The following is a 14,365-nucleotide window of genomic DNA, read 5'->3' on the forward strand; positions in this document are numbered from 1 at the left end:
CTCTTTGTACACGATCCGCCCCCCGCCCCCCCCCCACGCGTCCCCCGCGCCCACCCGGGCCGAGCACTTCTGCCGCACCCCCCCGCCCGCCGGCACCCGCCCAGGGCCCCGGCTGACGTACTGGACGCCGCCGGCCGGGCCGCGCTGAACCGGTCGATCCAGGCGGCCGATCTGCGGGCCGATGGCGAGGTCATCCGAAGTCCCAGCCCTGCGGCTGACCCGTCGGAGGTACTTGGTTGCCTGGAGCATCACCACTCGACGCCGGCCATGTTCGCCCCCCATCGTGTTCGCGTTCCTGGTTCGATCGGACCGTCAGCCACGCCCTAGCTCGGAGCTCGCCGTCGGTGCTTTCCCCGCTGGTCCAGTTCGCGTTGCACGCGGAACCGGTAGACCTGCAACCTGATGTTGAGTACCCGCGCCCGGCCCTCGCGCTGCTGCCACCGTTTGTCGACGATCTCCTCGATCGTCGCCAGGGCACCGACCAGATCCTCGGTCGCCCAGTTGTCCAGGCGTTGCGCGCGCGCCAGCCGATCCAGATACTGCGTCCCCACCACTGGTTCATCCCCGGCAGTCATGACAATCGCCGCCCTCGGACCCTCTGGACACCAGAGTGAGAACGGCGAGACGATCATGCATAGATGGCACCTGACCCCCCAGGGCGTAGTAGCTTCGCCGCCGGGGTCCAGGGCAGCCTCAATGGACACCAAACGCTACCGCTCGACCCCGGGATGTCAAGTAGACCTGAACTCCCGGGCCGGACGGGGTGCAGCCGATTCGGTCCGCGGGACCCCCTGATACCGGCGGACCGAATCACCCCTCCGAGCCGGTCAAGAGGTCAATGGCTGTCGAGCGTCCCCAGGGCCGGGGCCACACCGGCGCGACGGTCGAGTTCGTACTGCAGCCGGCGCCGGTAGATGGCCAGCCTGATGTCGACCGTGCGCACCCCACTGCGCAACCGTGGCCGCTCGGCATCGAGTACGTCCATCACTGCCAGTGCGGCACGCAACTCGCTCGACGGCCAGGACGACAACCGCTCCGAATGGGCGAGCCGATCCAGCAGATCCGCACGTTTCCGTTGCGCCACAGCGCTCAACTCCTCGGGAGTTTTCTCCGCACCGAGGTCCAGGGCACGTGCCGTCAACACCTCGACGATAGCCCTGCCCGCGGCCTGGGACCAGAACGTCCGTAATACCCTCCGATAATCGTTGGCCGCGCCTACAGATCCGCGGAATGCGACAAACGATTGAACCTCGGTGGACCGCCCGGCAGCTGCGCCGACTGCCTGGTGGCCGGGCGGCGCCGGCAGTAATCTGGGAGCACTAATCCAGGCACGCCCCAGACCCCGGCGCCGACAGATCAGCGCCTTGGGGAGGGCACGGTGCACCGATCGTCTGATGCCGCGCGGTCGCCTGCCGCGGGGATCGCGGCACGCGGTCGATCACTGCGGCTGTTACCCGCACAATCGCCCGAATGGGTGATCGTGCAGGTGATGCGGGACGCCCAGGGTCCGGAGTGGACTCCGGCGTCGGCGGCCGACCGCCTGATCGATCGGGTACCGGACCCGCGGGTACTCCGGCATGCCCGCGCGCATCTACGGACCATCGCCGGCAAACGGGTGACGATCCACCGATTGCGCGCGGTCGCCACCCTCAACCTGGCGATCCACCGCCTCGAGGACGGTACCCCTCCGGTCGCCGCCCGTAGTGCTACAGCGGCATCAGACGGGGGTTGACGGGTCGTGGTCGAGCCGACCCAGCTCGCGCTCGGGCAAGCGCTCGCCGACGCGGCCTGTTCCACAGCGTTGCCGCACGCTGCGCGAGTGCTGTCGCCGAGCTGCATCGATTGTGCACCAGTTTACCGCGACCGAGCCGGAGGTAGGACATGGACGACGCGGACGTCATTGTCGTCGGGGCAGGACTGGCCGGACTAGCGGCCGCGATCACACTGCAGTCCGCCGGACTTCAGGTCGCGCTGCTCGAGCAGGCCGACGAGGTCGGCGGCCGGGTTCGCACCGATGAGGTCGACGGCTTCCTCCTCGACCGCGGCTTCCAGGTGCTGCTCCCGGCGTACCCCGAGCTCCGGCGACTGCTCGACCCGGCGGCTCTGGATCTGAGGCCCTTCAGCCGCGGAGTCCTTGTTCAGGGCCGCGACGAGCGCTGGGACCTCGGTACGGCGTACCGGGACCGGAGCACTGTCGCGTCGCTGGCGCGGTTCGCCGGCAAGCGACCGCTCGACGCGCTCGCGGTCGGTGCGTTCAGCGTGCGCGACGCGGTCGTCGACGCGGCCCGGCTGCGCGGCGCGACCCCGAGGGAGACCGGACACGAGCTTCGTCGGTGGCATGTCTCGTCGCGCACGACCGAGGAGATCTTCCAGCCGTTCCTCGCCGGGGTGTTCCTCGATCCGGACCTGACGACGAGCTCCAAGATGTTCCACCTGCTCTGGCGATGCTTCGTCCGAGGCGGCGCCGCGGTTCCGGCCGGTGGCATGCGCGCCCTGCCGGAAGCCCTCGCGGACCTGCTCGTCGACGACGCGCTCCGACTCTCCACCGGTGTCGAGTCGATCGAGTCAGGCCTCGTCCGAACGGCGGGTTCCACCACCCCGCTCAGTGCCCGGGCCGTTCTGGTCGCGACGGACGGCACGGACGCCTCCGGACTGCTCCCGAGCGTCAGCGCACCCGAGTGGCGCGGCGTCACGACCTGGTACTTCGCGGCGCCGGACGCACCGCTCCACCGGCCGACCCTCCTGCTCGACGGCGCCGAGGGCTCACTGATGAACACCGTCGTGATGAGCGAGGTCGCCGCGACGTACGCACCGCCGGGCCGCGCCTTGATCGCCGCCTCGGTTCCGAACACGGCCTTCAGCACCGACGGAGCGCTCGCCCTGCTGGGCCGTCTGTATCAGACCTCCACGGCGGACTGGGAGCTCATCAAGGAGTACCGCATCCCGCGAGCACTCCCCCGGATGACGTCGAACCATCTCCTCACCCACCCCGCCAAGGTCGGCCCCGGCCTCTACGTCTGCGGAGACCATCGCGACACCAGCTCGATCCAGGGCGCTCTGTTCTCAGGCCGGCGCGTCGCAACCGCGGTCGCGCAGGACCTGACGCGTCACTGAGGAGAGTCTGCCGTTCGGCCGAGGACATGCCGGAGCGTGTCCTCGAGCTCGGGACGGCGGAACGTGTGCGCCAGATCGGTCAGGCGGCTCGGCAGCACTCGCTGGGATGCCAGCGCCAGTTCGTCGGCGCCTTCCTGGCCGAGGAGAACGCGCGGGCCGATCGAAGGAACGCGGAACAGCGCGGGCCGCCGGAGCACGCGCGCGAGCGTCGCGGAGTACTCGCTGTTCCGCACCGCGGTGGGCGCGACCGCGTTGACCGGGCCGGACAGCCGGTCGTCGTAGAGCGCGCGGTGGTAGATGTCGACGAGATCGTCGATGCCGATCCACGACTGCCACTGGCTGCCGTCTCCCAGCGGGCCGCCGAGACCGGTTTCGAAGAGCGGATACTGCAGCTTCAGGACGCCGCCTGCCGGCGTTTGCACCAAGCCGGTCCGGACCTTCACGACGCGCAGACCGCCGTCGATCGCAGGCTGGGTCGCCTGCTCCCAGTCGTCGACCAGGCCGGCCAGGAACCCGTCACCACGGTCGCTGGTCTCGGTCAGTTCCTCGTCACCACGGTCGGGACCGTAGTACCCGATGGCTGAGGCGCTGACGAAGACCTTGGGGCCGTTCTCGGTCGCGGCGGCGGCTTCGGCCAGGGCGCGCGTCGGTCCGATCCTCGACGCTCGGATCGTGTGCCGATGCGCGTCGGTGAAGCGGCCGCCGATCGAGGCGCCGGCGAGATGGACGACAGCATCAACGCCCTGCAACAGGGTCCGCGACGGCAGCTCCGGGTCCCAGAACCGCTCGTCCGGGTTGTCGGTCGGGCGCCGGACGAGACGGATGACGGTGTGCCCCGCCGTACTGAGCAATGCGGTCAGGGCCTGGCCGATGGTCCCGTTGCTTCCGGTGACGGCGACGGTGAGCGGATGCATGCCGCCGTCGACAGCGCGGTGCAGTGCGGACAGGTCGTCGGCGAGCTGCCGGTGCCGGTAGGCGAGCATGGACTTCAGCAGCAGGCCCGGCACGTTGCTGTCGATCCGGTCGGTGATCCGGGTACGATCCGGGCCGAGCGCCTCGAACTCGTGGGTATGGCGCCAGCGCACGACCCAGCGCAGCGGCGCCGAGTCGAGTTCGTCGACGAAGCGCTCGGGGGCCTCCGCGCCGCCGTGGCGGGCGACCCAGCGCAGCCCGAGCGGGAACCCGAGCACGGCCACACCGTCCGACAGGGAGTCGGCCTCCTGCTCGATCCGCACCGGCATCCACGGCGGGGTCAGCCGCACGATGGCGCCCGGCCGCCCGTGCCAGCCGTAGACCTCGTCCCGCGGAAAGTCCACCACACTGCTCTTGGTCAGGCCCACGACCACGATCCTTTCCTCGGCTGGGACGAGGCGCGTAGCTCCCGTCTGCACCACCTTTGCACAACTTTTCTGGTTGGTGCTGCATCCGGCCCGCCGACTCCCGCGGAAGAGGAGAGAAGAACCCGATCCCTAGGAGGGCTTCATGTCCGTGCGACGAGTCACTGCCCTGCTCGCCACCGGCCTCTTGGCCGCCATCGCCCCAGCCGTGGCTGCGACCGGCGCCGAGGCCAGACCGACGGCGACAGCGACCGTCTCCGTGCTGCACGCCGTGCCTGGTCCGACCGTCGACGTGTACGCCAACGGCAAGGCACTGCTCACCAACTTCAAGCCAGGTACCCTCACCGACCCGGTCAAACTCCCCGAAGGCACCTACGACCTGAAAGTGACCGCGGCCGGAGCCGGACCGAAGGGTGCGGCGGTCATCCAGGCGAACGACGTCAAGGTGCCCGGCGGCGCCAACATCACCGTCGTGGCGCACTTGTCAGCGGCCGGCAAGCCGGTTCTGACGCCGTACGTCAACGATGTCTCGAAACTCGCGGCCGGCCAGGCGAGGATCACCGTGCGGCACGATGCGGCGGCGCCCGCTGTCGACGTCCGCGCGGGCGGCAAGCCGGTGTTCAAGGGGCTGACCAACCCGAAGGAGGCGAAGGCCGATCTGCCGGCCGGCACGGTCAAGGCCGACGTCGTGCTCGCCGGTACGTCGACGGTCGCCATCGGCCCGGCCGACGTGAACCTCAAGGAGGGCACGAACACGATCGTGTACGCCTGGGGCAGCGCGTCCGGCAAGAACCTGAAGCTCGCCGTACAGACGATCTCCGGCCTGCACGGCAACCCGTCCGGTGTCCCGGGCGGTACCGGCGGTCAGGCCGCCGAGGTCGGCAACTCGAACAGCTCGCCGTGGCTGATCGGCGCTCTGGCGCTCGCCGGTCTCGCCGTGGTCGGTCTCGGTACGGCGGCGATCCGGGGGCGTGCCCGGTCGTGATCCGGCGTCGTGGTGCGGCCGTCCTCGTGATGGCCGCACTCCCCCTCCTCGGCCTGACCGGCTGCGCGGCATCGGACGGTGCCGTCGCCGGCGACCGAAGCGGGCGGGCGGAGCAGTCAGCTGCCACCCCTCCCCCGGCAGCGTCGCCAGCTCCGTCCGCTCGACGCCCTGAACCGGCGTACGGCGGAATTCGGACCCACTCCGCCGACCTGTCCACGACCGCGAGTACGGCGCAACCGCTGCGCCTGCGACTCGCGTCCGTGCGGATCGACGTACCGGTCGTCCCGGTAGGAGTCGCCGCGGACGGACAGATGCAACTCCCACCGAATCCGGCGACGATCGGCTGGTACCGGTTCGGTCCCAGCACCGCCGATACCCACGGCTCCGTGGTCCTGGGCGGTCACGTCGACAGCAAGCAGTACGGCGTCGGGCCGCTCGTTCGGCTCCGCACGCTCCGGGCCGGCGCGGCTGTGGTCATCGGACTGACCGACGGCACGGCGACGACGTACCGGGTCCAGAGTGTCCAGGACATTCCCAAGACGAGCATGGCGTTCGACCAGGTCTTCGACCGGGACGGCGCGCGGCTGCTGCGGATCGTCACCTGCGGCGGGCCGTACGACCCCGACCGCGGCGGCTATCAGGACAACCTCGTCGTCACGGCAGTCCCCGTATGACGCGGGACCTGTCGGCGACCGTCGGACCGTGGGGTTTCGCTAGAGTTCCGAACGTGACCAGTACCGGGGCCGGGGAACCGTCTCCCGCGGACATCGCGAAAGGCTTGGCCGCCGGCCGCGAGGACAGCCTCGCGGATGCGTACCGGCGCTGGGCCGGCCTGGTCTTCACGCTCGCCCTCAAGGCGCTCGGCGACCGGGACGACGCGGAGGACGTCACCCAACAGGTGTTCGTGTCCGCCTGGCGCGGGCGGCACAGCTTCGACCCCGATCACGGTCAGCTCGGCGCGTGGCTGACAGGCATCACCAAGCACCGGATCGCCGACCGGCTCGCCACCCGGCACCGCGACCACCGCAACGCGGCGGCCGCGGCCGACCTGCTGGACGCCGAGGCGGCACCCGAGCAGGTGGACCAGCACACCGTCGATCGAGTACTGCTCGCCGACGAGATCGCGAGGCTCGACGATCCACGGCGAACGATCCTTCGGCTCGCGTTCTACGAAGACCAGACGTACCCGGCGATCGCGGAGCAACTCGCGTTACCGCTCGGGACCGTGAAGAGTCATGTCCGGCGCGGCCTCCTGCACCTGCGGGACCGCTTGGAGGAGGTGAAAAGTGACGACACATCTCGATGAGGAGCTACTGGCCCAGTGGGTCATCGACGGCGACATCCCCGATGACGCCGCCACCGATCACCTCCGGCGGTGTGCCCCCTGCAGCGAACGCTTGGCCGAACTGCGCACGATCGCGGGCGACCTCGGCGAACTCCCCCGGCTGGAGAACCCACCGAGCCACGTCTGGGACCGCGTCGGCGCCGAGCTCGGCTTCCAGAACGGCCGCGGGCACGCCCCGGCGATCGACCGTTCGGCGCCCGCGCAAACCGCCGTACCTGCTGAAGATGGGCGGCGTGGGTGGCGGCCGACGCGTACGGCGTTCGCGATCGCGGCGAGCGTTGCGGCGATCCTCGGCGCCGGTGCGGGAATCGTCGGCACGCGGTTGGCGACCTCGGACAACGCGGCGCAACCGACCACCGAGGCGGCGATCAGGCTGGAACCACTCGCCGGCAAGTCCGGCGCCGGTAACGCCGACCTGGTCCGGGACGCCGGCGGCAGCCAGCTCCGGGTCACCGCCAGCGGCCTCAGCAAGACGCCGGGTTTCTACGAGGTCTGGCTGATCAACGAGGACGGCAAACGCATGGTCTCGCTGGGCGTCCTGGATCCCAGCACCGGCGGAACCTTCCAGGTGCCCACCGGCCTCACCAGCCAGGGCTACCGGATCGTCGACGTCTCACTGGAACCTGACGACGGCAATCCCGAGCACTCACACGACAGTGTGGTCCGGGGTTCGCTGCCTGGCTGAGGAGCGGTAGACGTCGATGACCTGGGCGACGGCCGCGTCGAGGTCATCGAGGTCGCGGTCGGGCCGCAGCCATCCGGGACCGGCCGTCAGCACCTGGTGCCCGTGGCCCTCGACGCGTCGTCTCAGCACGCTCTGGCCGGTCCGCCGGATGGTCGTCCACAACACCACCACGGCCGGCGCGGCACGGTCGGCCGCGGCCAGGATCGCCGCGTCGTTGCCACCCGCGGCGAGGGCGATCACCGGGATACCGCGTTCGAGCAGTACGGCGCGCAGTACCGTCAGCGGGACGGTATGACGCTCGTCCGGGCAGGGCACCAGCAGGCACGGCGTCCCGTGGTGCTGCAGTCCGCGACGCACGATGTAGCGCTCGATCGCTTCGTCGACGGTGCCGGCCAGCAGGACGGTCAGGTCGATGCAGTCGCCGGCATCCGCGAACCGCCGTTCGAGCTCATGGAACGCGGGCGCGACCACCTCGGTCCAGACGCGGGCTATACCGCGACTCTCGATCGACCGGTCGAGCATGTCGGCCATGGCGGCCACGTGGTACGTCTCCGCGGACGACAGCAAGGCGCTGGGTTCGGACACGGCCGGTCCGATCGGCGCGCTGAGGCGGGCGGCGTCGACGGGCGACGTACCGCCGGCGATCAGCGCGATCATCTGCCGCAGCCGGGCGACGTCCTCGGCGGAGTAGCGCCGATGCTGACCGGCGCTGCGTAGCGAGGGGCCGATCCCGTACCGGCGCTCCCAGCTCCGGATCGTCACGGTAGGGACGCCGAGCATCTCCGCGACGCGCCCCACCGGCCACACCACCTCCCCCGAGGCGGTGTACTGCGTGGTGCCCGAGCGACTTGCCATTTCACTACGATGTCACGAAACCCGCCCGCCGACACCGCTCTTCCCGGACTTCGTCAGGCGGTCCAACGGCACCTTTGGTCGCCCGAGGCAACCGCTCCGTGTCCGTACGGCCGTTGTCAGTGCCGACCGGTAGTGTCCGGACGTGGACGTTGGGGAGCGGATTCAGGACCTTGCCGATCGGATCGTCGTACTGCGGGACGCGTACTACCGCGGTTCGCCGGCGGTGGCCGATGCGGAGTACGACGCGATCGAGGACGAGCTGCGGGCGCTGATCGAGGCCAACCCGGAGTTGACGCCGGTTCCGAACCCGCTGGACCAGGTCGGTGCGCCGACGGTGCTGCACGCACCGGTGCGGCACTCGCGGCCGATGCTGTCGCTGGAGAAGGCGACGCGTCCGGAGCAGGTCGAGGCGTTCTTCGGCCGCTTCCCCGGCCAATCGGTCGTGGTGATGCCGAAGCTCGACGGTCTGTCGCTGGCGCTCGTCTACGAGAACGGTCAGCTCGCCCGCGCGATCACCCGCGGTGACGGTACGACGGGTGACGACGTGACGCCGCTCGTCCGCGCCCTCACCGACGGGGTCCCGCAGCGCCTCGACGTACCGGATCGGATCGAGGTCCGTGGTGAGGCGGTGATGTTGCGTTCCACGTTCGCGGCGTACAACGCAGCGCATCCCGACAAGCCGCTGATCAACCCGCGGAACGCGGCCGCGGGCACGCTGCGCGCCAAGGATCCGGCCACGGTCGCCGAGCGGCGCCTGCAGTTCCTGGCGTTCGATCTGCTGAGCGACCGCGACGCCACGGACGCCGACCTCGAGCGCGCGCTGAAGGAGATGGGCTTCACCGCCGCCGACATGCGGCACTGCTCCGACGCGGCCGCGGCTCAGGCGGTGATCACCTCGATCGAGCGGCAGCGCAACGAACTCGACTACGACCTGGACGGCGCCGTCCTGCGACTGGCCGATCGCGACGCCTTCGCGGCCGCCGGCACCCGGTCGAGCTCGCCGCGTGGCGCGCTGGCGTTCAAGTTCGCCGCCGAGGAGAAGACCACGGTGCTGGCCGACGTGGTCTGGGACGTCGGCAAGACCGGCAAGATCGCGCCGGTCGCCTGGCTCGAGCCCGTCTTCGTCGGCGGTACGACGGTCACGCGCGCGACGCTCGCCAACCAGGAGGTGATCCGGGCCCGGGACATCAAGATCGGTGACACGGTCCTGGTCCGCCGCGCGGGCGACGTGATCCCGTTCGTGGCCGGCGTACTGGACGCCTCGAAGCGCACGGGCGCGGAGCAGGACATCGTGCCGCCGAGTGTGTGCCCGTCCTGTCAGCAGCCGCTGACCGAGCAGGGCAACAGCCGCGAACTGTTCTGCACGAACGTCTCTTGCCCGGCGCAGACCGTCCGGCGGCTGATCCACTGGGCGTCCCGCGCGGCTGCCGACATCGACGCGATCGGCGGGGTCTGGATCGAGCGGCTCGCCGAGGCCGGGATCCTCGAGAATCCGTCGGACTTCTACCAACTGACGGCGGAGCGGCTGCTGGAGTTCGACCGGATCGGCGAGGTCTCGGCGGCCCGGATGATCGAGTCGATCGACACCAGCCGCCAGGTCGGGCTGCGCCGCGCGCTGATCGGCCTCGCCATTCCGATGGCCTCCGAAGGCACCGCGGCCCGGCTGTGCCGAGCCGGCTTCGGGTCCCTCGAAGCGGTCGCGGACGCGGGCGTCGACGGACTCGTTGCGGTCGAGGACATCGGCCCGAAGGTCGCCGCCTCACTGATCGAGCACCTCACCCGGCTACGCCCCGAACTCGAACGGCTCCGCTCGGCAGGCGTCTCGCTCGACGTCCGCGAGGAGGACCTCCCGCCGGTCGTCGCGGCGGGCGCGCCGCTGGCCGGCAAGACGGTGGTCGTCACCGGCGCGATCAGCGACCCACGCTCCGGCGAGAAGGTCGCCCGCCCGGCGTTCCAGCGGCTCTGCGAGAAGGCCGGCGCCACCATCGCGTCCTCGGTCTCGGCGAGCACCGACCTGTTGATCACCGGCGCGGATGTCGGCGCCGCCAAGATCGCCAAGGCCGAGAAGCTCGACGTCACCGTCCTCGACCAGTCCGAGATCTGGCGGCAGCTCGAGGAGGCCGATCTCCTCCAGAATTGACACCGCCTTTTGTCGGAATCCGCGAGTAGTCTCGGGTCAGACATGAATCGTGCCCGAGGGGGGAACGACCGTGACCCAGCCCGCTACTCATTCCGACCAGCCCGACTATCCGGACAACATCGACGCCGCGGTCCTGAAGATCGCCGGCGTCGTTGTGCTGGGCGCCGTGATGTCGATCCTGGACATCACGGTGGTGAACGTCGCGCTGCCGACCTTTCAGATCGAGTTCGGTTCCGCGGAGAACCCGGTCTCGTACGCGCATGTCGCCTGGACCGTCACGGCGTACACGCTCGCGCTCGCGACCGTGATCCCGCTGACCGGCTGGGCGGCCGACCGGTTCGGCACGAAGCGGCTGTACATGATGGCGATCTTCTTGTTCACCGCCGGCTCGGCGCTGTGTGCGACCGCGTCGACGATCAACATGCTGATCGCGTTCCGGGTCCTGCAGGGGCTCGGAGGCGGCATGCTGATGCCGCTCGGGATGACGATCATGACCCGGGCCGCGGGACCGCACCGGATGGGCCGGCTGATGGCCGTCCTCGGCGTCCCGATGCTGCTCGGCCCGATCCTCGGACCGATCCTCGGCGGCTGGCTGATCGAGGTGGCGAGCTGGCACTGGATCTTCCTGATCAACGTGCCGCTCGGTGCGATCGCGCTGGTCTACGCCTGGTTCGCGCTGGAAAGGGACCACGCGCGCCGGTCGGAGTCGCTGGACATCGTCGGCGTCGCACTGATGTCGCCCGGTCTCGCGTTGTTCCTCTTCGGCATCTCCTCGCTGCCTGCCGAGAACGGTGACTTCGGCGCGCCGCGCGTGTGGGTCTCCATGCTGGCCGGGGTACTGCTGATGGCGGCGTTCGTCTGGCACTCCTTCCGGCCGGAGCATCCGCTGCTGGATCTCAGGCTGTTCCGCGACCGCAACCTGACGATCTCGATCATCACCATGTTCCTGTTCGCCGCGGCGTTCTTCGGCGGGCTACTCCTGGTGCCGACCTACTTCCAGGAGATCCGCGGCGAGTCGACGCTGCACGCCGGTCTGCTGGTGGCGCCGCAGGGGCTCGGCGCGATGGTGACGATGCCGATCGCCGGCCGGCTGGTCGACAGGGTGCCGGTGGGCCGGATCGTACCCTTCGGGATCGGGCTGATCATCATCGGCATGTTCGGGCTCACCCAACTCACCGCTACCACGCCGTACCCGCTGATCATCGCGATGCTGGTCGTGATGGGCTTCGGGATGGGCGGCACGATGATGCCGTTGTTCACCACGGCGCTGCGGACGCTCGCCGGGCCGCAGGTCGCGCGCGGGTCGACGCTGCTCAACATCAGCCAGCAGATCGCCTCCTCCTGTGGCGTCGCGACGATGTCGGTCATCCTGACCAACCAGCTCAGCAACTCGCCGGTCATTCCCGGGACCGAGAACGTCCCCGGCCTCAACGGCGGGCTGCACGAGACCCAGGCAGCGATCCTGGCCAACACGCACCCGGAGAGCCTCGCCTCACTGCACATCGACCCGGCCGCCCTCGTCCGCGGTCTGGTCGATGCGGCCGCGGCCTTCGCGCACACCTACTGGGTCGCCTGGGTGCTGGTCGTTCTCACACTGATTCCCGCCCTGATGCTGCCGCGAAAACGTGCTCAGGCCGTCCCCGTCGACACCAAGGCGCCCGGAGCCGTCGTGGAGTGACGCGGGAAATCGCTGTCCAGAACCTGACGTCATGCTGGCGCCGGTGTGCCGGACCCGACAGGTTTGGCGGCAGTCGACGAACGGGAAGAGCGCATGACGACGAACAGCACCGACAAGCACGGCGAGGCAACCGGCTTCCAGGAGCAGGCGCCGTACGAGGCATCGATCGACCTCCGCACCGACTTCGTGATGGTGTACGGGCTCAACGAGAGCACACCGGAGCGCATCGCCCGCTGGCGCGAGGCCGGTTACCGGGTACACCTGATGACCGGCATCTCGTGGGGCACGTACCAGGACTACCTGGACGGCCGGTTCGACGGAGCCCGCCACTGGGCCGACGCCCAGACCGCCGGCGACGGCTCGCCGATCCTGCACGGGAAGAGTCCCGATATCCCGTACATGGTGCCGACCTTCGCCTTCACCGAGTACCTCGTGCAGAAGCTCCGACCGATCATCGAGCTCGGCGTCGAGGGCATCCACCTCGAGGAGCCGGAGTTCTGGGCCCGCGCCGGGTACTCGGAGTCGTTCAAACGCGAGTGGCAGGCGTTCTTCGGTGAGCCGTGGCAGGCCCCGCACAGCACCGCCGAGGCGCATTTCCGGTCCGGACAGCTCAAGCAGCACCTCCTGTCGCGCAGCCTGGATCGGGTCACCTCTGTCCTGCGCGACGATGCCCTCCAACAGGGTCGCGAGGTGCGTTTCTACGTCCCGACGCACAGCCTCCTGAACTACACGCAGTGGCAGATCATCAGCCCCGAGTCGCGGCTGCGGAGCCTGCCCTCGATCGACGGGGCCATCGCGCAGGTGTGGACCGGCACCTCCCGGACCCCCAACGTGTACGCCGGGAAGGTCGCCGAGCGCACGTTCGAAACGGCGTACCTGGAGTACGGCATCGCGCAGGACCTCACCCGCGGCACCGACCGCCGGATGTGGTTCCTGCACGACCCGATCGAGGACCACCCGGACCGCACCTGGGAGGACTACCTGGCCAACTACCAGCGCACTCTGATCGCGTCGCTGCTGCACCCGGGTGTCTCGCGGTACGAGGTAGCGCCGTGGCCGAACCGGATCTTCAACCGCCCGTACCTGCGCGAAGGGTCCACGGAACGGGAGCAGATTCCGCCGGACACCGCGACCAGCTATCTGATCGCCATGAACAGCCTCCGCGACCTCGACCAGCCCGATGTCCGCTGGGCGAACGAAGGCCCGCGGATCGGCATCGCGCTCTCGGACACCGCGATGTTCGAGCGCTGGGCGCCCGGTGGCGAGAGCGGGCATTACGACGGCTTGCAGGACGCACTGGCGCTGGAGGGCCGCGAGCAGCTGCACTTCTCGGACTTCTATGGTCTCGCGCTGCCACCGCTGTGCGACGGGCAGAAGGTCTGTCCGGTGCAGCTCGAGAACGTCATCGACACCCCCGACGCGCTGGACGATGTCGACGTACTCGTCCTGAGCTACGAATTCCAGAAACCGTTGGCGCCCGGCATCCACTACGCGCTGGCCGGGTGGGTCAGCCGCGGGGGCAGCCTGTTGTACGTCGGTGACGGCGCCGACCCGTACCACGAGATCCGCTCCTGGTGGACGGGTCGGTACGAGACCTGCGCCGACCACCTGGCCGAGGCACTCGGCGTGGACCGCAAACGGGACGGCGTGCAGCCGGTCGGTCAGGGCCGGGTGCGGTTCGTGCCGTCCAGGCCGGCCGAGTTCAGCGAATCACCGGAACGCGCCGCCGAGCTGGTCGCGGCGATCCGCGAACTGGCCGAGGCCGGTGGTCATACCTGGGAGACCACCAACTGGCTGTCGGTGCAGCGTGGCCCGTACCTCGTCGGCGCGGTGCTGGAGGAAGCAGGCGGCACGCATGTTGTCGAAGGCAACTACCTCGATCTCCTGGACCCGCAGCTCGGCATCGTCCGCCAGCGGGAACTCGGCCCGGGACAGCTGACCTGGCTGCGCGACCTGACCTATGACGACGAACCTTTGCTGGCCTGCGCCGGCCGGGTCGTCGACTGGCAGCACGACGAGACCACCATCCGCTTCACCTGTGAGGCGCCGAGCAGCGTACAGGTCACGACCGCACTCCGTGTCCCGTCCGAGCCGGCCGCCGTCACCGCCGACGGCACCGAACTCACCGACGTCCGCCACGACCCCGAGAGCGGCATCCTGTGGTTGCGCCATCCCGGCGTACCCGGTGGAACCGCCATCGAGATCAAGCTCTGACACCCCTGCCCC

General features: G+C 69.7%; 13 protein-coding genes. 9 read left to right on the forward strand and 4 right to left on the reverse strand.

The features are described 5' to 3' along the window. Positions 1–323: 323 nt before the first annotated feature. Complete coding sequence (locus ACWGID_RS25050; protein ID WP_452200383.1) at positions 324–554, reverse strand: hypothetical protein; 231 nt, start codon at positions 552–554, stop codon at positions 324–326. A 281-nt stretch (positions 555–835) separates the two neighbouring features. Beyond that, entirely contained in the window at positions 836–1,141 is a 306-nt protein-coding gene (locus ACWGID_RS25055) for a hypothetical protein (protein ID WP_452200385.1), read from the reverse strand. A gap of 348 nt (positions 1,142–1,489) precedes the next feature. Between ACWGID_RS25055 and ACWGID_RS25060 the strand changes: the two genes are divergently transcribed. Beyond that, positions 1,490–1,732, forward strand: coding sequence for a hypothetical protein (locus tag ACWGID_RS25060; RefSeq protein WP_452200387.1), 243 nt, complete (start codon positions 1,490–1,492; stop codon positions 1,730–1,732). A gap of 149 nt (positions 1,733–1,881) precedes the next feature. Then, a complete protein-coding gene (locus tag ACWGID_RS25065) occupies positions 1,882–3,114 on the forward strand; it encodes an NAD(P)/FAD-dependent oxidoreductase (RefSeq protein WP_452200389.1) in 1,233 nt (410 codons plus the stop codon). Here the strand turns inward: ACWGID_RS25065 and ACWGID_RS25070 are convergent. Further along, a complete protein-coding gene (locus ACWGID_RS25070) occupies positions 3,108–4,454 on the reverse strand; it encodes a TIGR01777 family oxidoreductase (RefSeq protein WP_452200391.1) in 1,347 nt (448 codons plus the stop codon). The genes ACWGID_RS25065 and ACWGID_RS25070 overlap by 7 nt on opposite strands. Positions 4,455–4,596: 142 nt before the next feature. On the opposite strand from ACWGID_RS25070, the gene ACWGID_RS25075 reads away from it, so the two are divergent. From ACWGID_RS25075 to ACWGID_RS25090, 4 genes are read left to right on the forward strand one after another with little or no spacing between them, the layout of a single operon-like run. Continuing rightward, entirely contained in the window at positions 4,597–5,436 is an 840-nt protein-coding gene (locus ACWGID_RS25075; RefSeq protein ID WP_452200393.1) for a DUF4397 domain-containing protein, read from the forward strand. Continuing rightward, positions 5,433–6,110, forward strand: a complete 678-nt coding sequence (locus ACWGID_RS25080) for a class F sortase (protein ID WP_452200395.1) — start codon at positions 5,433–5,435, stop codon at positions 6,108–6,110. The genes ACWGID_RS25075 and ACWGID_RS25080 overlap by 4 nt, the downstream gene beginning before the upstream one ends. A 53-nt stretch (positions 6,111–6,163) precedes the next feature. Further along, entirely contained in the window at positions 6,164–6,742 is a 579-nt protein-coding gene (locus ACWGID_RS25085; RefSeq protein WP_452200397.1) for an RNA polymerase sigma factor, read from the forward strand. Next, complete coding sequence (locus ACWGID_RS25090) at positions 6,723–7,466, forward strand: anti-sigma factor (RefSeq protein ID WP_452200399.1); 744 nt, start codon at positions 6,723–6,725, stop codon at positions 7,464–7,466. The genes ACWGID_RS25085 and ACWGID_RS25090 overlap by 20 nt, the downstream gene beginning before the upstream one ends. On the opposite strand, the gene ACWGID_RS25095 is transcribed toward ACWGID_RS25090, so the two are convergent. After that, positions 7,428–8,321: a MerR family transcriptional regulator gene (locus ACWGID_RS25095; RefSeq protein ID WP_452200401.1), complete on the reverse strand. Its 894-nt coding sequence runs from the start codon at positions 8,319–8,321 to the stop codon at positions 7,428–7,430. The genes ACWGID_RS25090 and ACWGID_RS25095 overlap by 39 nt on opposite strands. A 142-nt stretch (positions 8,322–8,463) precedes the next feature. Here ACWGID_RS25095 and ligA point away from each other — a divergent pair, with 142 nt between their 5' ends. The 3 genes from ligA (at position 8,464) to ACWGID_RS25110 (ending at position 14,353) form a co-directional block, all read left to right on the forward strand. After that, positions 8,464–10,461 carry an NAD-dependent DNA ligase LigA gene (gene ligA / locus ACWGID_RS25100; RefSeq protein ID WP_452200403.1) on the forward strand — a complete coding sequence of 666 codons (1,998 nt, stop codon included), beginning with the start codon at positions 8,464–8,466 and terminating at the stop codon, positions 10,459–10,461. 70 nt (positions 10,462–10,531) lie between these two features. Continuing rightward, entirely contained in the window at positions 10,532–12,139 is a 1,608-nt protein-coding gene (locus ACWGID_RS25105) for a DHA2 family efflux MFS transporter permease subunit (RefSeq protein ID WP_452200404.1), read from the forward strand. A 93-nt stretch (positions 12,140–12,232) separates the two neighbouring features. Then, positions 12,233–14,353: a hypothetical protein gene (locus ACWGID_RS25110; protein WP_452200406.1), complete on the forward strand. Its 2,121-nt coding sequence runs from the start codon at positions 12,233–12,235 to the stop codon at positions 14,351–14,353. Positions 14,354–14,365: the final 12 nt, after the last annotated feature.

Source organism: Kribbella sp. NPDC054772 (assembly GCF_053611945.1).

What these genes read in the sequence shown, in the direction of transcription:
- ACWGID_RS25060 (WP_452200387.1), top strand. Translation starts at nt 1,490, where the DNA reads ATGCGGGACGCCCAGGGTCCGGAGTGGACTCCGGCGTCGGCGGCCGAC.
- ACWGID_RS25065 (WP_452200389.1), top strand. Translation starts at nt 1,882, where the DNA reads ATGGACGACGCGGACGTCATTGTCGTCGGGGCAGGACTGGCCGGACTA.
- ACWGID_RS25075 (WP_452200393.1), top strand. Translation starts at nt 4,597, where the DNA reads ATGTCCGTGCGACGAGTCACTGCCCTGCTCGCCACCGGCCTCTTGGCC.
- ACWGID_RS25095 (WP_452200401.1), bottom strand. Translation starts at nt 8,321, where the DNA reads ATGGCAAGTCGCTCGGGCACCACGCAGTACACCGCCTCGGGGGAGGTG.
- ACWGID_RS25110 (WP_452200406.1), top strand. Translation starts at nt 12,233, where the DNA reads ATGACGACGAACAGCACCGACAAGCACGGCGAGGCAACCGGCTTCCAG.